This window comes from Microcoleus sp. PH2017_34_RAT_O_A, from assembly GCF_020737885.1.
GTDB lineage: Bacteria > Cyanobacteriota > Cyanobacteriia > Cyanobacteriales > Microcoleaceae > Microcoleus.
The window spans coordinates 1-22,435 of sequence record NZ_JAEQDD010000013.1 but is presented as its reverse complement, the minus strand read 5'-3'; the positions used below and the strand labels follow the sequence as shown (position 1 = coordinate 22,435).

Sequence of the window (22,435 nt, the reverse complement as noted above, 5' to 3'; positions counted from 1 at the left end):
AGAGTATTATAAAGTAGCTGCTACTGTTTCACGTACAGAATCAAGAAAGTGAACAATCTCCTGCATAACTGAAGACGATCGTAAAATCTCAATATCTTCATTAGTCAAATGATCGATTATTTGTGAGCGATCGTGAATATTTTCTGATCGGGCAATCAATTCTTCTAAAGCTTTTCTAGGTTGACAAACTGCCAAGTCAAGTACATCTTGAGGAGGAATGTATCCTATCAACCGCGAAAGCAAAGAGACATCTTGAAAAAAGATAATTTCTATTTCAGGAACAGCAGAAACTACTTTAAATGGTGTCTTACCCGCTACAAATTTAAGTATTTCTTCAATATCGTTGCGACGTAATTCAACTAACTCCGGTACTACTGAATCTGCATCAAATACGATCAGAACTGGTACTCGCCGCCGCACAATTAAAGACATAGCTAGTGACTTAATATTATATACTTTACCACCAACAACAACTCCCACATCAGTGAGTAAATTTTCTGGTAGCACAGTTTTAAGTAGTTGTGCATCAAAAGCCCCTTCACAAAGAATGTAAGTAATCATTGAATATCTCCCTCGATAACGTTGTAATTAGGCAATCCTTCTTCTACACAGGCACGGTATTTTAAAGTTAATAGTTCGCAAATTTTTTCCTGTTCTAAGGCATATTTTAGTTCTGCTCCATTCCACATCAGAATCGCCTGTGGCAGCGAAAAGTATGAAAGGCTAACAGCCGCATTGGTGAACCCAGTACGACTAAAAATTAATCCAACTGTACCTGCGGGACGACGTAAAAGTTGATTGCGAAGTTTAGCAATAGGAGTAATATCAACTGTTTTGTCTGCAAAATCTTTGCTTTCAACTAAACAAGAAAGTCCCAACCAATGGACAGCGCCATCAATTTGTTCGACTACCTCATCAAAAAGTGTCACGCTGTAAGGCCATTTTACCTCTGCACCATCAAGTTGAAATGCTCGGATAATCAGGTACTCAAAGGCTTTGCCCGCGTCCCATCCTGGAGTGCTACGATTCTCGATATTGTTCCATAGAGTTCGCAACCCATCCCATTGCAATGATTGAATCATTCTTTGGTAATCTTTTTCCGCAACCAACTATAATACCTCAGCAATTATACACTTTTCAATCAGCGATCTATTTAAGTTTATCATATTCAAAACTTGTGGGTAGGCATCGTGTCTCCCCAAAACAGGCTTCTCACTGAAGAGTCTATTTTGCTGATCCGATCGCCTATTTACCCTCACTGTTCATGCTTCTTTCATTTTCCCCGATTCTGTGATAAATTTAAATAATGAAAAGATTATGAAAATTAGCGATAGTCGATCGGGCTGTCTGCCGTAATCTGTGGCAAATTTAGCTAGCATTTTAGAATATATGCTGAAAAAGCGTCAAAGTCTCACTCTATCTCGCCCTTTCCCCCTATCTCTCCTCTCCTCTCCCGTTTGGAAACAATATCAGATGATTGGATTGGGGCTGTTGCTGGGAGTGTGCGTCACCGCGTGCAACACTCAGACGACGGTAGAGCCTCAAACCAATCAAAATCGAGATTCTAGCCCTACTGCCACCGATTGGTTCCGAAAAGACAAAAAAGTCATTCTCACCACCTTTACGGTGCTGGCAGACATGGCGCAGAACGTCGCTGGTGACAAGCTAACTGTTCAATCCATCACAAAGCCTGGGGCGGAAATTCACGGCTATGAAGTCACTCCTAGCGACTTAAAACGAGGGCAAGGTGCTAGTCTAATTTTGGATAACGGATTGAATTTAGAACGTTGGGCAACTCGATTTTATAACAGTTTGCCAAAAGTTCCTCGCATTACTGTCAGCGAAGGAATCAATCCCATTAATATTGCCGAAGATTCCTACAAAGGTAAACCGAATCCTCATGCTTGGATGTCACCTAAAAATGCCTTAATTTACGTTAGAAATATTCGCAGAGCTTTATCAAATGCCGATCCAGCCAATGCTGCAACCTATGAAGCGAATTCGACAAAATACAGTCAGCAAATTGAAGCGATCGATGAAAAGCTCAAAAAAGCTATTTCAGCGATTCCGCCAGAAAAACGCTACATAGTAAGTTGTGAAGGCGCCTTTTCTTACATTGCGCGCGACTACGGCTTGAAAGAAGTTTATATTTGGCCTGTAAATGCCGAACAGCAATCTACACCGAAACAAGTTGAACGGGTGATTAATACAGTCAAAGCAAACAAAATCCCCGCCGTATTTTGCGAGAGTACCGTCAGCAACGAAGCACAGCTTCAAGTAGCAAAGGAAACCGGGGCAAAATTTGCCGGGGTGTTTTATGTCGATTCCCTCTCTCCATCGGAAGGCCCTGCATCAACCTACCTTAAGATGCTTGAATACAACGTCAATACTTTGATAAAAGGACTACAGGGTAATGGGGGATAGGGCATTGGGCATTGGTAATTTGGTAATTTGGAGAAATTGGTATGGATAGAATCAGTATTGACATTGAAAATGTCACGGTTGCTTATCATGGTAAAGTAGCCTTGCACAGAGCCTCTCTGCAACTTAAAGCGGGGACAATTTGCGGTTTGGTGGGGATGAATGGTGCGGGAAAATCAACCCTGTTTAAGGCAATTATGGGGTTTGTGAAGCCAAACACCGGACGAATTTTAATTAATGGCTTGCCGATCCGTCAAGTGCAAAAAAGCAATCTGGTTGCCTATGTGCCTCAGTCGGAAGAGGTAGATTGGAATTTCCCGGTGAACGTTTATGATGTGGTGATGATGGGGCGCTACGGCTACATGAATCTGTTGCGGATTCCGCGTTCGATCGACAAACAAGCGGTGCGAGAAAGCTTGGAAAGGGTGGAAATGTGGCCCATGCGCGATCGCCAAATCGGAGAGTTATCCGGGGGACAAAAGAAACGCACCTTTTTTGCGCGGGCTTTGGCGCAACAAGCAAAGGTTTTACTGCTAGATGAACCCTTCGCCGGAGTTGATATCAAAACCGAGAAAATGATGATTGATTTGCTGATGGAATTGCGTCAAACAGGCCATACAATTCTCGTTTCAACTCACGATTTAGAATCGATTACTACATTTTGCGACCAAGTAGTATTAATTAATCGCAGTATTCTCGCCTACGGCAACACCTCAGAAGTGTTTACAGAAGAAAATCTTTCCCGCACCTTTGGCGGTTCGGTTGGTGATTTTTCGTCTGCAAAAAGTCGGTTAACTCAAGTGAATCGGGAGAAGCAATAATGGACTTAATTCAGTGGTTTACCGCACCGTTGCAGCATGAATTTATGGTGAAGGCGATTTTAGTCAGCGCCTTAGTAGGGATTGTTTGTTCGGCGCTTTCGTGCTATATGACTTTGAAGGGATGGGCTTTGATGGGCGATGCGGTTTCCCATGCGGTGATGCCGGGGGTTGTGATTGCTTATGTGCTGAATATTCCTTTGGCGGTGGGGGCGTTTTTGTTTGGCGTGGGCTCCGTAATTGCGATCGGCTTTATCAAAGCAAAAACTCGCGTTAAAGAAGATACAGTGATTGGTTTAGTGTTTACTGGATTTTTTGCCTTTGGTTTGGTGTTAATTTCTAAAGTCAGAAGTTCGATCGACTTAACGCATATCTTATTTGGCAATGTCTTAGGTATTTCCGATTCAGATATTGTTCAAACTGTGATTATTAGTGTCATTACCTTAGTGACGCTGGCAATTTTACGCAAAGATTTAATCCTGTTTTGTTTTGACTCGACTCACGCGCGATCGATCGGTTTAAATATCACTTTCCTTTATTACGTGTTGCTGTCTTTGCTATCGCTGACAGCAGTTGCGGGACTTCAAACTGTGGGGATTATTTTAGTAGTAGCAATGTTGGTAACTCCGGGGGCTACGGCGTATTTGTTGAGTGATAATTTTGACCATATGACGCTAATTGCGATGACTTCGGGAGTATTTTCTAGCGTAATGGGAACTTATATCAGCTATCACATTGATGGTTCGACAGGCGGATGTATTGTGGTGCTGCAAACGCTGCTGTTTGTGTTGGCGATGGTTTTTGCCCCGAAATATGGTTTGTTGGTGAGATCTAGGGACTCAGGGGCGATCGGTGAATAGATCAGAAATCAATTATCTTTATTTCTTAGTCCGCGGAGGCGGACATTGTTTGTGTAGCAGCGGTTTTAACCGCCGAGCGATCGAGAGGTAACTATTCACTAAACTCAATATTTTCATACAAATCTGCTACCGAAATTTCCACCTGCACAGACGTTAACATCAGCCGATCGCCCGCACAGCTATATTCCGAAAAAATCCACTTATTCGCATCAGTTTTAGAATACTGTTGCACCTGTACTCGATATTGGTCGATTAATAAATATTCCTGAAAACTCGGGATACTGCGATAAGCCGCAAACTTGTCATCTCGATCGTAAGCCCTAGTACCTTTAGATAGCACCTCAGCAATCAACAGAGGATTAGTGATTGTATCAGTGCGTCCAGATTGGAGTTCAATTGGTTTTGCCACCACCATCACGTCTGGATAAGTATAATTATTAAGTTGCGGAACCCAAAGCCGCTGATCGGATGCAAAAATACTGTAAGGTTTACCCTTAAGACTCACCCTCAAAATAGCGTTTAAGATGCTCGTGATTTCATTGTGATTCGGTGTGCCGCCAGCCATCAGAATAATCTCCCCGTTGATAAATTCATGTCGATCCAGAGAATTAACTTCAGCTTCTAGATATTCTTGGGCCGTGTAGGTTTTGGTTTCAACTTGCGCGATCATATACAAGGCTCTCCTTTAATCTACTTATTTTAGTATATCTTAAAAATCGCTTAAAAACAAGCCGGGGCGGGTTTATGAGATTGTCGGTTTTTGGCAAATATTGTTGGTGAACCCGCCCCTACAGTCCGAATAAATTTACCGCAACAGGGAAAAGTTATAGCCAGTTTTTCCTACTGCTTTAATTTGCACTAAAATTGGCGAACCCGCCCGATCGCCACTTGGCAAAAACTTCACATCCTCACTAGCCCCTGGTGTCGAGAAACTTGTACTTTTCAGTGCTTCTTGTAACCCTTGCCGCGTATTACTTTTCCGCAATCCCGCGATCACAGCTTGAGCCGCATCATAACTCGTTGCGGTGCGCCAATTTACTACTCCTCCCCAGCGCTGACTGGCATTTTTTGGGAAAGTGCTACCGGGATTCGTTTCAGGATGCCAGGGAACAGGCAAAACAAGCCCGTCAACGCTCTTTTGTCCATCTTTTAACGTTTGAAAGGTGTACATTGTGGTGCTGCCGTAGAGTGGCAATTTGCCTTGATTGGTGCGAGCTAGAAAAATTGCGCGATCGATGCGATCGATGTGAGGTGCTAACATCAATCCTTGTGCGCCTTTGCTGACTGCATCGGCGATCGCAGTGTCGGGATTAAAAGAAGGGAGTGAAAAGTCGCAAACAGTAGGAACTATTGTGCCTTTAGCAGCAGTTAGAGCTGCCACAAATTCATCTCTAAATGATATATTATCGGGTGCTTTCGAGTCATAGCAAATAGCAATATTAGTTTTGCCTGTTTTGACAGCATATTCTGCTAAGGGAGCGGCCATGATGCTAATATTGGGAACAGTCCGAAAGATGTAACTGCCAAATCCTGATAAATCATTAGCAAAGCTTGTCGGTGTCACCATTACCAGTTTTTGTTGCTGATAGATTGGCGCAGCTTCGAGAGAGGCGTTGCTGGCATTGTGTCCAATTATTGCTAGTATACTGGCATCTTTTGTCAATGTGTTTGCAACTTCTTTGACAACTCCTGGATCGTTGTCATCGTTGACAATTTCTACTTGCAGTTTTGCGCCATTGATACCGCCGCTCTTATTGACTTCAGATTGAGCTTGAGCCACTCCTCGGAGAATTTCTTGGGCGACATTGGGGTTGCTACCAATGGGGACGCTGACAGCAATTTTTAACAAGGAAGGGTTACTGCGGGCTGCGGCATTATTTAAATAAATAACTGTTTCTGGATCGTTGCGATTTTTTTGCAGCGAAGCCTGAAAACTTTGCATCGCAGCAGAGTAATCTCCTTTACCAAAAGCATCAACGCCTGCTTGTTTGTCTGGTGTTGTTTGCGATGTCACCAATATCTGATTTCCTAAACTGATGCGAGTTGCGATCGCACCCGATGGACTCGCACCCGCTGTAGGTGTAGATCCAGGTGTAGGTGTAGATGTATCTGAACTTTTGGATGCGAATAAACCGGGAAGGAATTTGAATACACCAAACCCAATTAAGCCGAGGGCAATAATAAAAACAATGGGTGGCGGGCTTTTCCTTTTATCTTGGGACATAATCTTTTCTCCTTATATGATTTCTACAGAAAAGTTATTAACTACAATCAGTATTCAAGAGATTTTGGTTAAAGTCAATTCATTAAATTCACTAATTTAAACTCATAAAAGTCATATTTGGATGTTTGGGGTGGGCAAGATGCCTCCCCCACAGGGGTTTCAGGAATTTTTGCTGTGTGCGATCGCGTTTATGGTGCGATCGTACACAGTGCATTTCCAGGTAATGCTAGGATCGTAGAACAAGTAAGTGCGATCGGCTTTGGTAAATTCATGTGTTTGTGTGCAACTATAAGTTCGATCGTCTTATATCTCTGAAATTAAACCTTAAATCATGCAAATTACGATCGCCCTTCCCGACAATCTACCTCTGACTGAAGCCGATGTACGACTCGAACTTGCGATCGTACTTTATCAGCAACACAGCCTCCGTCTCGATCAAGCCGCTCAACTTGCTGTAATGTCTGTGGACGACTTTTACCAACTATTAATCGATCGCAATATCGTCATTCCACCCGCAGATATCGATGACGAGCCCGCCGAACTTGTCCTAGCCAGCCTCCGTACATCCCTACAGCAAGTTAAAGAAGGTAAATTACACCCTATTTCCGAACTGTGGGATGGCATAGATGACTAACGAGACACCCCAAATCGAGCTTGTCTTTTCCGATGAGTTCAAAACGCGACTTCGCACCCTCATTAAACGCTATCGTAGCATCCGCACCGACCTAAAACCGCTACTTGACGAGCTACAGTCTGGCAACTTCATCGGCGACCAAATCCCCGGAACTGGCTACACCGTATTCAAAGTTCGCCTGAAAAACAGCGACATCCAAAAGGGCAAAAGTGGTGGCTATCGAGTTATCTATCAACTCAGCGGTGATACCTACATCTTACTCGTCGTTATCTACTCGAAGTCAGACCAAGATGACATTCCAGCCAATCAAATTCGAGACATTATCGATGGATCTTGAAAAAGCAACTAAATAATAATGCTACAGCGATGAGTGGACTACAAGTAAGTGCGATCGGCTTTGGTAAATTCATGTGTTTCTGTCCAGCTATAAATTTCATAATTTTGTGTCTATAATTTTCCGAACAGTAAAGTTTTATGATTTAGGTAGTGATACCCAATTACAGATAGACTCTGGTCTGAGAGGGCAAGTTTTGGGGGCGATCGGATTTCCGCCGAGACCGATCCCAGTTAGCTTAGTCAAAGATTGCAAGGGTTTGATGTCACTAATTTTATTGTTTTCGAGACCTAGGCTAGATAGTTTAGTCAAAAATTGCAACGGTTTGATATCACTGATTTTATTGTTATTGAGACCGAGGCTAGACAGTCTAGTCAAAGATTGCAACGGTTTGATGTCACTAATTTTATTGTTGTCGAGACCGATATTAGTCAGGTTAGTCAAGGATTCTAGCGGTTTGATATCGCTGATTTGATTAGTGCCGAGTTCGATAAAAGTCACGCTAGTCAAAGATTGTAAGGGTTGGATGTTCCTGATTTGATTGTAGCTAAGACTGAGATAATCCAGTTCAATCAAGGATTGTAAGGGTTTGATGTCACTGATTTGATTGTTGTCAAGAGTGAGAAAAAACAGCTTAGTCAACGACTGTAACGGTTTAATGTCACTGATTTGATTGTTGTAGAGTCCGAGCGAAGTCAGTTTAGTCAGAGATTCCAAGGATTTGATGTCGCTGATTTCATTTTTACTGAGGCCTAGATCAGTTAGTTTAGTCAAAGATTGCAAGGGTTTGATGTCGCTGATGTCATTGTTATCGAGGTCGAGTTCTGTAAGACTTGAAAGTTTCCGATCGGCTGCATCGCACTCAGTAGTCTTAGCTTTCCGCAACAACACTTCAACAGTATGTTTAGCTTCAGGACTTAAAGAAGCTTTTTCGCGACACCAATCACCAAATGTTTTGTTTGCGGGTTGCGTCTGTGCGACTGATGGGAAAGATATATTTCCACACGATCCTAGACCGATCGCACTAAAAGCAACTACCGCCACCAACCTTGACAAATTCACGTATTTCTGCATAACCATAAACTTCATAATTTTGCACCTCTAATTCCCTAAATAGTAAAGTTTTAGACAAAAAGCCTTCAGAGAGGACAGTCGTCCTCTCTACCAATTACACTCAACTCAAATATCTAACAATTCACCAAATGCTGCATCAATATCAGTCTCAGCAACAGCCACAGACTGAGCAACTGGCGAATGATTAGGAGACTCCGGCGACTCCACCGAATGCACTTTTGCTACTGGTGATTCGGCCACAGGTTCCACAACAACAGACTTAGATTTCTTCACATTAATTACAGGTGATTGTGCTCCATTATCTCCATTTTTACTGGTTTCATTCCGCAGCAACATTGCCATCAAACCATCCAACAAACCCCCACTACCGCCGTTACCATTGACTGTGACATCGGGAACAACGCGAACGCTACCATCCGAGACAGCTTGCATCAATTGCAGCAGCGTATAACTCTGCGTACCGAGAGCGTTGACACCAACTTGATAGGCATCCGCTTTTGCTTGTCCCATCAACCGAATCCCTTCAGCTTCACCACTTGCGTGTTCGATCGCAGCAGTTGCACTCAATTGAGCAATTTTAACCCCTTGTTCGGCCGCCACCACCTGATTTTGAATGTTTGCGATCGCAGTTGCGCGCACCAATTCTTGACGCTGATACTCTGAAATCCGCTGTACTTCGTAGGTTTTTTCCTGTTCCTGAGCAATTTTGCGATCGGTCAATGTTTGCATCAACTCTGCTGGCGGCGAAATCAAACCGATCAGCGTGTCCACAGCCTGCACGTCATAGGCACGTAGGGCTTGACGGACGTGTTCGGCGGCCTCTGCTTGGCGTTCGCTGCGTGCGATTAAAAAGTCGAGAATCGTATATTCTTGAGCCGAATTCCGAAAGTAATTGCCCACAATTGGACGCAGCACTTGGTCAATCAGATTTTGCATCGAACCTTGCCGCGAAATGACTCTCGGTGCATCCAAAGTACCGATATGAATGATTTGAAAAACTTCTAACTCAAAGGTAAATCCGTCAAAAGAAAGCAATTTCAAAGCGCTTAATTTCGAGTCGTAGCCGTGTTCTCCGCTGAACCGTGTTGTGAAGTTTAAAACTACATCAGTAGTGGGAACAAGTTCGACTTTCATCACCTTTGTATTGATCGGATGTTTGCCTGGGTAAAGCGGTTCTACCCACACGCCTTTATCACCTTTGTTGACAAGATTTCCGTGGGTAAAAGCCACACCACTTACATCTTTGTGCGATTCCCCTACATAGGAAATGACTACGCCAACATAGCCGATCGGCACTTCGGTCATTTTCACCTCTTCAACTTTCACAAACCAAGGGTTCAGGTTCCAAGAACCGGATAAAATTACCTGTTCTTGCAAGCCCCTGCGCCCGCCACCCTTGATGAAGGATTGCGCTTTTTGGAAGTTGTCGTGACCGGGAATTATCGGCCCAGCGATTTCACCTTCATCAATCGGAACTCCGTCGAGCACGTTGGCAATTCCCACGAGATCGGGAGCAAGTTTGTATAGATGAAGTTCCGATGGCTGCATACCTTTTGCAGCGGCATTAGCTGAAGTAATCACCTCAAATACAGCCGTATTGATTCGATAAGTACCAGTGGTGAGAATTGCTAGTTGCCGTCCTTTTTCGCCACCGTCGGTGAGGAATTTGCGGGCATTTTGGTAGTTGTCGCAATCGACGACTTTGCCTAAAATGCGATCGGAAGGAATGGTGGCTCCGTCATTAGCAATAATTAAACCAATTTCATCTTGAGGGACTACAACAACAGGTTCTTTGCGAACGCTATATTGCCAGGGAAAATAACCAAAATGCCAGCCGGGAGGAAGGGTATCTGCTTGCAAACCTCCTTCGCCATCGAGTGCAATTAATCTACTGGATGGCAAGTTTTTACTGGAGAATTTCTTGGTAACAATGCCTACTTCTCGTTCGCCGATCGCAATTAAGCCCAAAGTCCAACCAATTTTGGGGATAAACATGAACACAAGGAACATTGCGCCTACGGGAAAGATCCAAATCGGGATGGTAAAACCTTCTTCTGTCGCTGGTTGGACTGGTTGGGGTTGGGGAGGTGGCGGATTGGTTTGTGCGGGAGTTGGTGGGGCAAAAGTGCCTGCTAGTGCGATCGTGGTTGCGAAAGATGCTGCTAAGGGTAAAAGCTTGCGAAGCCAACGTGATTTAGTCATAGTTTTTAACCTGCTTTAAGCGAAAAGGTACGGGAAATTTGTTTACTACAATCAGTATTCAATAGATTTCTGTTGGAGTCAATTCATTAAAGTCATGAGTTATGCTCATAAAAGTCATATTTGGAATATGGGTGGCCAGAAACCGGGTTTTTTCCGAAAGACTTCGTTTATAATCCATAGATTAGCTAAAAACCCGGTTTCTTTGGTTGTGATGCGTAACTCCTGTTGATATCAACCACCACCACCACCACCGCCGCCACCGCCACCACCGCCACCACCGCCGCCACCGCCGCCACCACCGCCATCACCACCGCTACTAATGATAATGACTGGAATTACTTCTTCGTACTCCTGATGGTAAGAGCAGTTTCCACAGTGATGGGTAACATACCTGTTTCCTGAAGTGCTAGTAGTTGCAGGAATCAAAACTTGATAAGTCCGTTTAAGATTGAACGTTTTGCACTCAGGGCATTGTCGATCATTGATTGATTTCTTGATTCCTTGGTAAATAATGACGCTGAAAGTCAACACAAAGAGAAGAATCATCAACGGAAAAAACACTACGGACATAAACAATACCAAACCAACTAGCAAAAAACCGATTACACCCATTATGTTATTTATGAAAGAGCCTTCTCCTCCCTGGTTGCCACTTTGTTGCCAACCAGGTGTAGGTACATTCAGAATCGCCTGCGGAAATGTAATCTGCACTTCTAATTCTTGTTCGGGTTGAATAGGCTGACTTGCCACAAATTCAAAAGTTTTAGGATCTACTTGACGGGGAACTGCTGCTGCACCAAAATTGGTAAACGACAGAACTTTCCCTGATAAAGCTGCTGGTAATTTCACCGTAACTTTTCCGCTATTGATTGGAGCTTTTCGACCTGCTGCAATAGCTTTCCAATAAACTTGAGTATTCCCACCATCTAACTGCAATCCACCTACCACACGATATTTGATCACAAAAGTATGTGTGTCTGGCGGTTTTAATTCATGTTGCCAACGAATCCAAAGTTGATTGTTTTCATTGCCAGTGGTACTCGGAATTATTTGATTATTTTCAGAAACAGTGACATCTTGAATTGCATCGACTTTATCTAACGGAATATAGCGATACCGTTCATTGTTGTATGCTGCTGTGAATACATATTTTTGCGTTTCCGTAACTAACATATCTCCGTTGGTCTGAACATCGATCGCAACATTGATGTTATCCCAGTAAAACGGTAGTTGTTGGGCCGCTGCATGAGTTACTGTGACTAACAGTAGGCTTAATGATGCTAGTAATGAAAAAACTATTTTTTTGAGAAGTCGTTTATTTATCATAGGATTTCCACAAGATAAGTGTTGACTACAATTATTCAACAGTTATCTTGTGGAGTCAATTCATTAAAGTCATGAATTATGTTCATAAAAGTCATATTTTGAATATGATTTTGTAGGGAGTGCGATCGGTTTATCTCAAAATCAAGCAAATTCGGACACGGAAATGCCATTTCCCTACCCGATTATTTGTAGGGAAACGGCACTGCCGTCTCCTAAATTTGGGTGATATCAATATATCAACGGATAGTCAGAAACCGGGTTTTTTCCGAAATACTTCGCTATAACCCACAGATTAGCTAAAAACCCGGTTTCTTTGATTGTGGCGTAAGTCCCGTTGACATCAACCGCCACCACCGCCACCACCGCCACCACCGCCACCGCCGCCACCGCCACCGCCACCGCCACCACCGCCGCCACTGTCATAGTCGCTACCACCGCTACTAAGACTATCACTGCGAGCACTGCCACTAATCGAAAACATCACAAACCCGAACCAAAACATTACAAAAATCATGGGAAAGCCCGCTTTTTCCGAAGTAGATTGAGATTGATTACCATTTTGTTGCCAAGTAGGTTGACGTATATTCAGAATTGCCTGGGGAAATGCAATCTGCACTTCTAATTCTTGTTCGGGTTGAATAGCCTGACTTGCGACAAATTCAAATGTCTTAGTATCTACTTGACGAGGAACTGCTGCTGCACCAAAATTCGTAAAGGAGAGAACTTTCCCTGACAAAGCATCTGGTAATTTCACCGTAACTTTTCCAGTATTAACTGGCGCTTTCCGACCCGCTGCAATGGCTTTCCAATAAACTAAAGTATTCCCACCTTCTAGCTGCAATCCACCTACCACGCGATATTTGATGACAAAAATATGTGAGTCTGGCGGTTTTAATTCATGTTGCCAACGAATCCAAAGTTGATTGTTTTCAGTTCCAGTGCTACTCGGAATTATTTGATTGTTTTCGGTAACGGTCACATCTTGAATTGCATCGACTTTATCTAAAGGAATATAGCGATATCGTTCATTGTTGTAGGCTGCGGTGAATACATATTTTTGCGTTTCGGTGACTAACATATCTCCGTTTGTCTGAACGTCGATCGCAACATTGATGTTGTCCCAGTAAAACGGTAGTTGTTGGGCCGCTGCATGAGTTACTGTGACTAACAGTAGGCTTAATGATGCTAGTAATGAAAAAGCTATTTTTTTGAGGAGTCGTTTATTTATCATAGGATTTCCACAAGATAAGTGTTGACTACAATTATTCAACAGGTTTCTTGTGGAGTCAATTCATTAAAGTCATTGATTATGTTCATAAAAGTCATATCTTCACTCAGGATAGAGGAGACGGCAATGCCGTGTCCCTACCCAAAATCATATTGTAGAGACACGGCACTGCCGTCTCCTCATTTCTTTATTTATTTTCAACTTTGAAATAACACACTTAACAAAGTTAAAACCGTGCACCCAAACACGGCTTCAAATGTATATCTTCGCGAAGTTTTGTAAGGGGAAGAATGCCAAACCCGCAATTCTCCATTAAAGCCACGCGATGCTAAACTCAACGAAACTTGACGGTAATTTACCAAAGTTCGCTGAAGTAATTGCCCGATTAAAATGCCTAAACTACGCATTCCCAGTTTCCAAGTGCGATAGCCACAGCGCGAGTTTTGGGCGATCCAAAGTTCATCTGCGATCGCCAATAAGCTAAAAATAAACCGATACATCAACAACAAGAGTTCTGTCAGCAAAGCCGGAAAGCGCAATTTTCTGAGGATTTGCAAGGTTTCTGTAAATGGCACCGTCAACAAAATGAAGTACATACAACTTGTCGATGCCAAGGTGCGCGGAAATAATAGGCTCACTTGGTATAAGCCTGTGCGACTCACATACAGATACAAATTGCCGATGCTAATTCCCCAACTTTGCCAAATATCCCACTGCATTGTCTGGATTTGATTTAACTCAATTCCATTAATCGCCAAAGCAGGCAAACTCGTCAACAAAAACATCAACGGTAGCGACAACAACCGCAGATATAGTTTCCCCGGAATGCCCGCGTAGATGATGATCCAGACTGCTAACCACAGGGCGATCGACAATTGGACGATCGCCCCAGAAAGCAGAGATAGAATCAAAAGGGCGATCGCAAACGATAATTTGTGAGTTGGCGGCAACCCACGCAAACGATTGGTGTAAGCCAGACTATCAATCTGATGATTCATTCCAGCGGCGATTTATCATCAGATTGCTGAGATTGCGATCGGCCTTTATAAAGCCCGATCGCATATCCGATCGCACCAGCCCCCAGCGCCGCCTGAGTCGCAAATAATAAACTGGCAATTTCAGCGCTAGGCGGTTCAAACAAGTGATTAAACCAAGGTTTATAATCGGGTTGAATTTCGGTAATTGCTTTCTGTGCGCGATCGTCCGATCCGCCGTATTCACCCCGCACAAAAACTAGGGGAATCACCGCAAGGGCGACAACTGCAATTACTAACATCCAATTTTGTTGCGAACTAGCTTGCTGATTTTTTGTAGGTTTTTGATTCACGACTTTATGACTCCTGTTTCAATAATTTCAGAATTTCTAACTCTGGTTTTCCGTAAGAATGCAGCCAATTCCAAACCAATAAAGTCAGCAATCCCTCACTAATCGCCAGAGGTACTTGAGTAATCGCAAAGATACTAGCAAACTTGAGAAACGAAGCCATAAAACCGCCACTCGCTGCCGGAAAAGCCAATGCCAACTGCATCGAAGTCACCACATAAGTCAGCAAATCTGCCAAAGCAGCCGCACAAAAAATTGCCAACCTTTGTTTACCAGTTCGCATCAGCAATTGATAGATAAAATATGCAGCAAACGGCCCAACAATCGCCATCGAAAACATATTCGCCCCCAACGTTGTCAGCCCGCCGTGCGCTAACAATAACGTTTGAAACAACAGCACTAAAGCACCAAGTACAGCCATCACCGAAGGGCCGAACAAAATTGCACCCAAACCCGTACCCGTTGGGTGAGAACAACTCCCCGTTACCGATGGAATTTTTAAAGCAGAAAGCACAAAAGTAAACGCACCCGCCAAAGCTAGTAATAATTTAAGTTCCGGGTGTTCTTTGGTGATGCGAGTAATTTCACGCAAACCCAACACAAAAAAAGGCAAAGCCACCATCCACCAAAACGCAGCCCATTGTACAGGCAAAAAACCTTCTGAAATGTGCATAGCAGCGGCCGGTGTTGCCGAACCCAAGACAAGATAACAACTCAAGCCAGCCATCAATCCCAGGCTGACTAATTTCCGATTTCGCGCCTTCATCAAGTACCTCGCGGATGAGACTATGTGAACCAACACATCGGCGGGCGTTCTGACTTGAGAGGTAGAGGACTGAAGTCCTTACTACAAACCTCATTACAGTTGCGGGACAGCGTTGGATTTGCACCAAACTTTCCCCGTTTCCTCTAATGGCTGTTCCCCATTAGAACCGACTGCTTAGACATAGTTTAGTCGATCGCGCAACTCTGGGCCGATATTTTACAAAAATTAATTCAGATCAAATAAGTCAATATTACCTATCATCTTGCTTTTCTTCCTTTTCTTACTTAGCGTCTTTGCGATCCATAATATTCTTAATCAAATACAAAAGAACACCCAACAACTCAATGCTATAATATTAATGAGTTTTGAGAAAAGCCGCCATGTTAAATTACAACTTCCCGAAGCACTGGCCCTCAGCAGAAGAACTACCAGACTCAGATGAAACACCAGTGGATAACGAACTGCAAGAATTAATACCAGGATTGCTGAAAGCAATATTGCTCATAATTTGGGCAGAACGCATGGACTGGTTTTTTGGCATAGATATGGGTCTTTACCATCACCCTGACAAACCAGCTATTGTGCCAGATGCTTTCTTGAGTTTAGGTGTGGAAAGGTTTTATGACGAAGAATTGCGTCCCAGTTACGCGGTATGGGAGGAAAAAGTGATGCCAACTTTTGTCCTCGAAGTTGTTTCCCCAACTTATCGCAACGAATATACCGCCAAGTTGGAAGAATATCAAAGTTTAGGCATACTTTACTATGTCATTTATTCTTCTCGCCGCCGCAAACCCCGTTTGGAAGTACATAAGTTAGTCAATGGCAAGTATGAGTTACAGCCAGGAAATCTAGTTTGGATGCCAGAAATTGGTTTGGGAATTGGTTGTGAAAGGGGCAATTATTCTGGGGTGACAAGGGAATGGTTGTATTGGTACGATGCGGATGGCAAACGCTATCTGACTCCTGAAGAACAGGTGAAGGAATTAGCCCAGCGCGCCGATCGACTAGCTGAACGATTGCGCGAGTTGGGGATAGATCCTGATAATATAAGCTAATTGAGAGGAAAGAGTGCCAGAATGACGCAGCCTGCGGGCGATCGCCAACCGAGTTTTTTCACCGATCGCGATCGCCCTAAACGCAAGATTTTCCCGAAAATCCCGATTTTTGCGTCCCGAAATGTGTGAAAATTATCAAAAAAATTAGGAAAGATGCGGCCTTATTTGGAACAGACAGAGAGTTTGATGGCAAAAATTGAGATGCAGATCGACAAAATGGCGATCGGGAGACGTGATTAAATAATGCTCATGGATCTACGTTCTTACGATATCATCTGCTTTGGTGATGAAGTTCCAGGAGTTCTAGCTGTTATCTCAGCAGCCAGAGAATACCGCCGCCGGACAAAGCTTTATCCGCGAGTTTTGCTGATGTCTAAAGGAAGCTTGCAAGAAGGAATTGGCGGACATTTAGTCAGAGGCGGCCTCGCTTATTTAGATCGAAGTCAGGTTAGTCAAGAACTCCAAAAATCTTTAAATTTAGACCCCTTCGGTTCACCGCCGACAATCTATAAAGAATTCCTGCAAAAATCTGGTGTCAGCGCGATCGCCCTTGACCCCAGCAAAGCCACCGCAGCCCTGAAAGCAATGCTGGTACAAGCAGGAGTTGCACTCCTGGGCAAAGTAGAAATTAAATCAATCAATAAAGAAGGCAAAAAAATTACTAGCATAATTACCTCAAAAGGGACAGTTTATGTAGCAAAACAATTTATTGATGCCACTGTCAATGGCGAATTAGCTCAAGCCGCAGGTGTGCGAAAGCTGAATGGATTTGAAACCTTTGGTTTGCCTAACTCAGAACTTCCAGTCACCCTAGTTTTTGAAACTCAAGGACTCAGTGTCAGAAGACTGAAAGAACTCGATTATATTTATCTAAAACGCTTCACAAACCTTGCCGATTCTGAGGCTCAAAAATTTTTGCTGTCTGCTGCGGGGAAAGATGCCAAGCTAGCAGAAGAACTCCGCCTGGAAATGATCGACACCAGAGGAAATCTCAAAACTCTGTGGGCGGGCAACGATTACATTGATGTGCGATCGCCAGCTTTGTCTGTAGCATACCACTCTTTTAGAGGCAGAAAGCTATCTTTTTCTGAAACTGGCATAATTTTAGACGAAGGAAATATCGCCATACTTCCAGACGAAAGACTTTCGTGGAATGCGCTGTTATTTGCAGTCACTGGTAGCGAAGCAGAAGCCTTAGCGAGAAACGGGAGCAAACCCACAGCTAATATGCAAAAAGAGATGTCATTTCTGACCACTTGGCTGAAAAGTTTGGGGGCTACCTATGTTACTCCGGCTTCAGAACTTTATATCAGACACGCCGGGAATGTGACGGGAGTTGTAGAACCTTTAATAGGCGCACAAATGCTGCGTGGTGGCGTACCAGCTACTGAAGCACTGGGAACATTTAGCTATCATTTTGATGTCCGGGGAGGCATTCCGGGGATTGGCGACAAAGCAAAGAGTCGAGGGTGGTTTAAAAGTCTGATGTTCCAACAGCCTACCTTCAATATTGGCATCCGCCACGCATTAATGAACAATGTTCCTAACCTGGCAGTTGTCAGTCCCTGTTCTGGATTTGAAGGGCTTGCTTGTGCTGTGGGCAGAATTGTAGAATTCAATGTAGCAGTTGGTCAAGGTGTCGGTATTGCGGCCGTTAATGCCATTCTCAATAACAAAAATTTAGCCGATATATCTAACCGAGAAGTCAGACAAGTTCTAGTTGAAACAGGCCAGTTACCTAAAATTTTTGGAGTTGCAAATAACACTGATGGAATGCTATTAGCACAATTCGAGACTCTTGTAAGTGCCGATGCCATTGCATAATAAAGCACTTCTCAAAAAGGTAAGGCACGTTGTTGGGCTTCAGCCCTTCTGGTAAGGTACGTTGTTGGGCTTCAGCCCTTCTTATCTAATTGGTAGTATGTGGAGCCATCCATCCTACCAAACAAAAGACAGAAAAATAAAGGTTCGTAGTGAGGGCTTTAGCCCGCAAAAAAGAAGGACTAAAGTCCTCACTACGAACCAAGTCTTAATTTTTTGGCGGGCACTTCGGATGAGTCCCTCCCTGCAAACAAATGTAAGCAATTTGACTTTGATCTAAATTCTTAACCTCCGCAAAATTAATACCTTGGAATCGACCTGATTTGCTACCAGCCTGACTTTGAATAAACTGATCCGAAGTCCCCTTCCCCAGGAAAACAGCGCCTTGAAAATTAGCTCCCGCTAAATTCGCACCTCTAAAATCAACCGAACTCACGTCCGCATTCCGCAAATTAGCATCTTGCAATCGAGCATCTTTTAAATTCGCGTTGGCAAGTTTAGCCGAACTTAAATCAGCATTTTGTAAATTTGCGCCGCTCAAATCAGCACCGGACAAATCAGCACCTTGCCATTCCGATTTAGACAAATTTGTTAAAGATAACTGAGTGCCTTGAGCCTTGACTTTGCCCAAACGCGCACTTTCTAAATTGGCTCCCGAAAAATTGGCGCTGCCGATATCTGCCCCGGTAAAGCTTGCCTCTTTTAACATTGCTTGCTGCAAATTCGCCCCAATTAAAAGACTGTTGCTAAGATTAGCTCCATTCAAATTTCCGCTTGACAAATTAGCTTTGTTCAGAACAGCGCGCACAAAAGTAGTGCGGTTCATTACGGCGCTGTTAAAAGATGCTCCGGTTAAATTTGCTCCTTCAAAATTAGCTTCGCTTAAGTCAGAAATCCAATCGTCAAATGTGCCAGGACGCCTGTCTTCGCCGGTGCCATAAAAGCGAATTCCCTGCAAGCTGGCATTTGTTAAATTGGCTTTTCTCAGCTTAATTCCTGATAAGTCAACTTTGTCTAATACTAAAGTAAACTGACCCGGGCCGGCAGGACTTTGACCTAAATCTGTGCGGCTCAGATCGGCGCCGTTGAGCTGGCTGCTATACACTGTGAGAATTTTGCCGATCGCCCTTTGCACTGTTCTCTGACGGGTAGCCGCTAACTCGCGTTCCGGAGTCTTTCCACCGTAGCGCAGGGATTCGAGGTCATTGCTGAGGGCTTGGTTCAACCGCTGCAAGTCAGGTAAAGCTTTCGGCCCGGTACTGACTAAAGCTTGCTGGATCGCGTCCAGCATCGCCTTGCTTTCTTCTTGAGCCAGCAAATCCGCTAACAGGGGTACGGCGCGGGAGTCTTCCACCGCCCCCAAAGCCAAAATAGCCGATCGCCTCCCCGATGTTCCGCTAGCCGAAGCAGGAGACAATTTGCTAACTAAAGCTACAAATAATTCGTCATTCCGCTGCCGAGAATCCCGCAAATTAGCTTGACTTTGAGTGTAGATCAGAGTGCCAACAAACAAACTTAAAATCAATCCCGCACTGCCAATAGTAACTATCACTAAAGTTGTGCCTGGATGTTGGCGAATCCAATTCCACAGACTCGGATCTTCTTTCATATTGGTTTCTGGAGTCAAAACCAAAGCCGCAATTTGCGCGTCTTCCTCAGTCCAATCTTGACTCTGGACAGGATTGGGTGACAGTTGGTGCGATTCCCTACGGGATAGCTTCGCTTCACGACTATTGACCACCAAAGTATTCGCAAGGCGATCGTGCCCCGATTGCCGTTTGTAGCGCAATCCAAAAGCGCCATCTGCCAGCACTGCCAAGCCGCTCAACGCCCCTAAAATGATTAAATCTGGAAACGCGCCAGTCAAGCGCCAAACCCCGTAAGCGACGCCCAGAGGCACTCCCCAGCGCCCCAAACTTTCGCGAACCAGCACCCGCGCCCAACCCGGAGGAGTACCCGAGGCTGTGACAACTTTCACTCCGAACCAGCGTTTCGGGAGAGTTTGACCGATTCTGGCGAGCAAAAACAACTGCCACGCCGCTAAAGCTGCCGGCGCCAGCAGCGCCCCCGACCAGAATAGATTAGTTAGGGGTGCAACTCTGGGGTTGCGATCGCGCACGGGGATGGCCAAAACACGGGCAACAGTTTCCGATGCTGCTGCTACCGAGGGATTGAGTGGCACGGTTTGAGCTTCTTTGTTAACCAGTGCCCCGATACTGAAGGGAACCAGGGCGCTAGCTGCGATTAACGAAATTTCAACAGTCCAAGCGCCACACCGGCGAACCAGCAGTGGCATTGGCTGGGATTGTCTTTGCCAAGACGGATCGGGTTGATTAATATCACCGGGTGCAGTTGGGTTAGACATATTTATAATTTCCTATTGTTAATCCTTAGTTGGAGGAATCAGGAGATATTGCCAATTTATACGCTATGTAGATTAGCACTCCGAGAACGCCAAGAGTCATCACGGCGGAAAGTAGCTGTACGATACTATTGAAGACTGTCAGAACAACGATCGCTCCGACGGCAAAGACTGCCACCTGTCCAGGTTTGGGGAGTTTCTGAAACTTCTCTAGAGATTGATTGTAGAAGGTTCCGATCGCTTGATAGCTGTCTGGATTTTGTTGGATGAGAGGCGATCGTTCTAGTTTAGCTTTGAGTTCTCCGATCGCTTGCTGCCAATTGAAGTTATTTTGAGGATTCATAAAAAAAATCAGTAGTTAAGTAGAAGGAAGAAGTCATTAGTCATTAGTCATTAGTCATTAGTCATTAGTCATTAGTCATTAGTCATTAGTCATTGGTCATTAGTTAACTGTCAACTGTCAACTGTCAACTGTCAACTGTCAACTGTCAAAGACATACACAGCAAGCTTGTTAGCGATCTATATTTTACTTTAATTAGGTAGATTTTACTTGATTGAGATCCACGTGTTTGGAACCGCAATTATCATCTATCGTCTAAAGAAGTAGGACTAAATCCCATTGTGTGAGGAAATATGAAGATACACTGTGCGGGCGATCGCGACAAACGGTGGTTTAGCCCGATCGTAACCGTAGCCTTGGCAATGATTTTAGCGGATGCCGGAGCTATTCGGAGCCAACCGCTGCAAATTGCTCCAGGATTTCCCGAACCGCTGAGAGTTTCGGGAGTTTCCGGCGGCCCGAACAATAGTGGCGACTGCGGTTTCGTGGCCCAAGGCCCCAACCAAGTCATCGAAGTAACGCAGGATTTGCCTTACTGGCGGATTGCAGTACAAACTGCGGGAGCTCCCAGTTTGATGATTCAGGGGCCGAGGGGTCGTTTCTGCGTCCTACCGGCGAATGCTGCTGCGGGGAATGTAGAATTTTCTGGTTATGGAGACAAGGGGACTTACGTGATTTTCGTGGGCGATCGATCGCAAGGTCAACACCCTTATTCTCTCTCAATTTCCCAACAGCGAAATTAACAATATAACGGGATGATAACGCTTGGTGTCAAAAAACAGAAGATTTCATATCAATTTTGTACTTGCTCTCTAACCCATTTGCGAAACAATCGGAGAGTTTGACTCGTCCCCGCGGTTTGACTTTGTTCGCAATATTGAGAAATCGCTTCAATAATTGGCAGATTGGGAAATATCGGACTAAATTCCGATTCAACATATTTCCCATCTTCAAGAACATTAATCTCAAGCCTTTTATTTTCATAGCGCCAGATTTCCGGGACTCCCAGCGCCTCGTAAGCATCCAGTTGAGTCTTGGAAGTGAGATCGACTTCAATTGCTAAATCCGGCGGCGGATCGACAGTTAAGTCGATGCGCTTTTTGCCAATCATTCGAGCGTAATTCTGGATGTAAAAACATTCATCAGGCTCAATTCCTTGCAACATACTTTTTCGTTTGAAAGTCGTCGAACCAAATGGTTCAAAGTCAATTTCAAGTTCCTCAAACAAAATTTTTACTAAATAGCCAATAATAATTTTAGCCTTCTCATGTTCTGGTAGGGGCATCCTAATCTCCAAAGTTCCTTGACTGTAAGCTATTCTAGAGCCACGGTGTTCTCCCAACTCCTCTAAAATCGCCTCAAATTCCTGCCAGTTGACATCGTTCAACAGCAGTCTATGTCCTGGCGGCACACTGATTTGCCTTAATTGCAGCGTTACCATTTCAACCTCCGATTTATTTAAATTTATTATAACTTGTGCATTAAGGTATGTTGTTGCGCTTCAGCGCTCTTTCTTATACATCAAGCAGTACGGTTCACTTAAGATTGGTAGTCAAAGGTACGTAGTTGCGCTTCAGCGCTCTTTCTTATATATAGAGCAATACAGTTAACTGAAAACTGGTAGTCAAAGGTACGTAGTTGCGCT

Annotated in this window: 24 protein-coding genes and 1 riboswitch; of the genes, 9 read left to right on the top strand and 15 right to left on the bottom strand. The window is 44.1% G+C overall.

Features of this window, described 5'->3' with window-relative positions:
• Positions 1 to 6 precede the first annotated feature (6 nt).
• Complete coding sequence (locus JGK11_RS06400; protein ID WP_293211016.1) at positions 7 to 561, bottom strand: hypothetical protein; 555 nt, start codon at positions 559 to 561, stop codon at positions 7 to 9.
• The gene (locus JGK11_RS06395; protein WP_293211013.1) at positions 558 to 1,082 is read right to left on the bottom strand and encodes a hypothetical protein; all 525 of its coding nucleotides are present in this window, start codon (positions 1,080 to 1,082) and stop codon (positions 558 to 560) included. Before JGK11_RS06395 ends, JGK11_RS06400 begins: the two co-directional genes overlap by 4 nt.
• 277 nt (positions 1,083 to 1,359) lie before the next feature.
• On the opposite strand from JGK11_RS06395, the gene JGK11_RS06390 reads away from it, so the two are divergent.
• Genes JGK11_RS06390 through JGK11_RS06380 form a run of 3 tightly spaced genes read left to right on the top strand, consistent with a single transcriptional unit; the run spans position 1,360 to position 4,099 of the window.
• Positions 1,360 to 2,424, top strand: coding sequence for a metal ABC transporter substrate-binding protein (locus JGK11_RS06390; RefSeq protein ID WP_293211010.1), 1,065 nt, complete (start codon positions 1,360 to 1,362; stop codon positions 2,422 to 2,424).
• 41 nt (positions 2,425 to 2,465) lie between these two features.
• Positions 2,466 to 3,242, top strand: a complete 777-nt coding sequence (locus JGK11_RS06385) for a metal ABC transporter ATP-binding protein (protein ID WP_293185361.1) — start codon at positions 2,466 to 2,468, stop codon at positions 3,240 to 3,242.
• Positions 3,242 to 4,099, top strand: a complete 858-nt coding sequence (locus JGK11_RS06380) for a metal ABC transporter permease (RefSeq protein ID WP_293185363.1) — start codon at positions 3,242 to 3,244, stop codon at positions 4,097 to 4,099. Before JGK11_RS06385 ends, JGK11_RS06380 begins: the two co-directional genes overlap by 1 nt.
• A 91-nt stretch (positions 4,100 to 4,190) precedes the next feature.
• On the opposite strand, the gene JGK11_RS06375 is transcribed toward JGK11_RS06380, so the two are convergent.
• Both JGK11_RS06375 and JGK11_RS06370 read right to left on the bottom strand, forming a co-directional pair.
• Positions 4,191 to 4,769, bottom strand: a complete 579-nt coding sequence (locus JGK11_RS06375) for a Uma2 family endonuclease (RefSeq protein ID WP_293185364.1) — start codon at positions 4,767 to 4,769, stop codon at positions 4,191 to 4,193.
• A 135-nt stretch (positions 4,770 to 4,904) separates the two neighbouring features.
• Positions 4,905 to 6,323 carry an ABC transporter substrate-binding protein gene (locus tag JGK11_RS06370; RefSeq protein WP_293185365.1) on the bottom strand — a complete coding sequence of 473 codons (1,419 nt, stop codon included), beginning with the start codon at positions 6,321 to 6,323 and terminating at the stop codon, positions 4,905 to 4,907.
• A 117-nt stretch (positions 6,324 to 6,440) separates the two neighbouring features.
• On the opposite strand from JGK11_RS06370, the gene JGK11_RS06365 reads away from it, so the two are divergent.
• From JGK11_RS06365 to JGK11_RS06355, 3 genes are read left to right on the top strand one after another with little or no spacing between them, the layout of a single operon-like run.
• Positions 6,441 to 6,638, top strand: a complete 198-nt coding sequence (locus JGK11_RS06365) for a hypothetical protein (protein ID WP_293185367.1) — start codon at positions 6,441 to 6,443, stop codon at positions 6,636 to 6,638.
• A gap of 16 nt (positions 6,639 to 6,654) precedes the next feature.
• Positions 6,655 to 6,957 carry a UPF0175 family protein gene (locus JGK11_RS06360; RefSeq protein ID WP_293185368.1) on the top strand — a complete coding sequence of 101 codons (303 nt, stop codon included), beginning with the start codon at positions 6,655 to 6,657 and terminating at the stop codon, positions 6,955 to 6,957.
• Complete coding sequence (locus JGK11_RS06355) at positions 6,950 to 7,294, top strand: type II toxin-antitoxin system RelE/ParE family toxin (protein ID WP_293185370.1); 345 nt, start codon at positions 6,950 to 6,952, stop codon at positions 7,292 to 7,294. The genes JGK11_RS06360 and JGK11_RS06355 overlap by 8 nt, the downstream gene beginning before the upstream one ends.
• Positions 7,295 to 7,429: 135 nt before the next feature.
• Here the strand turns inward: JGK11_RS06355 and JGK11_RS06350 are convergent, their stop codons facing one another.
• From JGK11_RS06350 to JGK11_RS06315, 8 genes are all read right to left on the bottom strand, one after another.
• Positions 7,430 to 8,380: a leucine-rich repeat protein gene (locus JGK11_RS06350; protein ID WP_293211007.1), complete on the bottom strand. Its 951-nt coding sequence runs from the start codon at positions 8,378 to 8,380 to the stop codon at positions 7,430 to 7,432.
• Positions 8,381 to 8,470: 90 nt separating this feature from the next.
• Complete coding sequence (locus tag JGK11_RS06345) at positions 8,471 to 10,567, bottom strand: SPFH domain-containing protein (protein ID WP_293211005.1); 2,097 nt, start codon at positions 10,565 to 10,567, stop codon at positions 8,471 to 8,473.
• A 231-nt stretch (positions 10,568 to 10,798) separates the two neighbouring features.
• Positions 10,799 to 11,893 carry a DUF2207 domain-containing protein gene (locus tag JGK11_RS06340; protein WP_293211002.1) on the bottom strand — a complete coding sequence of 365 codons (1,095 nt, stop codon included), beginning with the start codon at positions 11,891 to 11,893 and terminating at the stop codon, positions 10,799 to 10,801.
• A gap of 228 nt (positions 11,894 to 12,121) precedes the next feature.
• On the bottom strand, positions 12,122 to 12,316 hold the full coding sequence (locus JGK11_RS06335) for a hypothetical protein (RefSeq protein WP_293185374.1): 195 nt from the start codon (positions 12,314 to 12,316) through the stop codon (positions 12,122 to 12,124).
• Entirely contained in the window at positions 12,234 to 13,124 is an 891-nt protein-coding gene (locus tag JGK11_RS06330; protein ID WP_293185375.1) for a DUF2207 domain-containing protein, read from the bottom strand. Before JGK11_RS06330 ends, JGK11_RS06335 begins: the two co-directional genes overlap by 83 nt.
• A gap of 194 nt (positions 13,125 to 13,318) precedes the next feature.
• Positions 13,319 to 14,119, bottom strand: coding sequence for a cobalt ECF transporter T component CbiQ (gene cbiQ, locus JGK11_RS06325; protein WP_293210999.1), 801 nt, complete (start codon positions 14,117 to 14,119; stop codon positions 13,319 to 13,321).
• Positions 14,116 to 14,448: an energy-coupling factor ABC transporter substrate-binding protein gene (locus JGK11_RS06320; protein ID WP_293185377.1), complete on the bottom strand. Its 333-nt coding sequence runs from the start codon at positions 14,446 to 14,448 to the stop codon at positions 14,116 to 14,118. The genes cbiQ and JGK11_RS06320 overlap by 4 nt, the downstream gene beginning before the upstream one ends.
• Before the next feature lie 4 nt (positions 14,449 to 14,452).
• A complete protein-coding gene (locus JGK11_RS06315) occupies positions 14,453 to 15,211 on the bottom strand; it encodes an energy-coupling factor ABC transporter permease (RefSeq protein WP_293199114.1) in 759 nt (252 codons plus the stop codon).
• 21 nt (positions 15,212 to 15,232) lie between these two features.
• A riboswitch (cobalamin riboswitch) is annotated at positions 15,233 to 15,397 on the bottom strand.
• Positions 15,398 to 15,591: 194 nt separating this feature from the next.
• Here JGK11_RS06315 and JGK11_RS06310 point away from each other — a divergent pair.
• Entirely contained in the window at positions 15,592 to 16,266 is a 675-nt protein-coding gene (locus JGK11_RS06310) for a Uma2 family endonuclease (RefSeq protein WP_293185379.1), read from the top strand.
• Between the two features lie 249 nt (positions 16,267 to 16,515).
• The gene (locus tag JGK11_RS06305; protein WP_293210996.1) at positions 16,516 to 18,090 is read left to right on the top strand and encodes an FAD-dependent oxidoreductase; all 1,575 of its coding nucleotides are present in this window, start codon (positions 16,516 to 16,518) and stop codon (positions 18,088 to 18,090) included.
• 205 nt (positions 18,091 to 18,295) lie between these two features.
• On the opposite strand, the gene JGK11_RS06300 is transcribed toward JGK11_RS06305, so the two are convergent.
• Positions 18,296 to 20,452, bottom strand: coding sequence for a pentapeptide repeat-containing protein (locus JGK11_RS06300; RefSeq protein WP_293199119.1), 2,157 nt, complete (start codon positions 20,450 to 20,452; stop codon positions 18,296 to 18,298).
• A 25-nt stretch (positions 20,453 to 20,477) separates the two neighbouring features.
• Positions 20,478 to 20,792, bottom strand: a complete 315-nt coding sequence (locus tag JGK11_RS06295) for a hypothetical protein (RefSeq protein ID WP_293185382.1) — start codon at positions 20,790 to 20,792, stop codon at positions 20,478 to 20,480.
• A 291-nt stretch (positions 20,793 to 21,083) separates the two neighbouring features.
• Here JGK11_RS06295 and JGK11_RS06290 point away from each other — a divergent pair, with 291 nt between their 5' ends.
• Positions 21,084 to 21,533 (top strand): hypothetical protein, encoded by a 450-nt coding sequence (locus JGK11_RS06290; protein ID WP_293185384.1) that lies wholly within the window; start codon positions 21,084 to 21,086, stop codon positions 21,531 to 21,533.
• Positions 21,534 to 21,583: 50 nt separating this feature from the next.
• Here JGK11_RS06290 and JGK11_RS06285 read toward each other — a convergent pair whose 3' ends face one another.
• Positions 21,584 to 22,231, bottom strand: coding sequence for a Uma2 family endonuclease (locus JGK11_RS06285; RefSeq protein ID WP_293210994.1), 648 nt, complete (start codon positions 22,229 to 22,231; stop codon positions 21,584 to 21,586).
• Positions 22,232 to 22,435 lie beyond the last annotated feature (204 nt).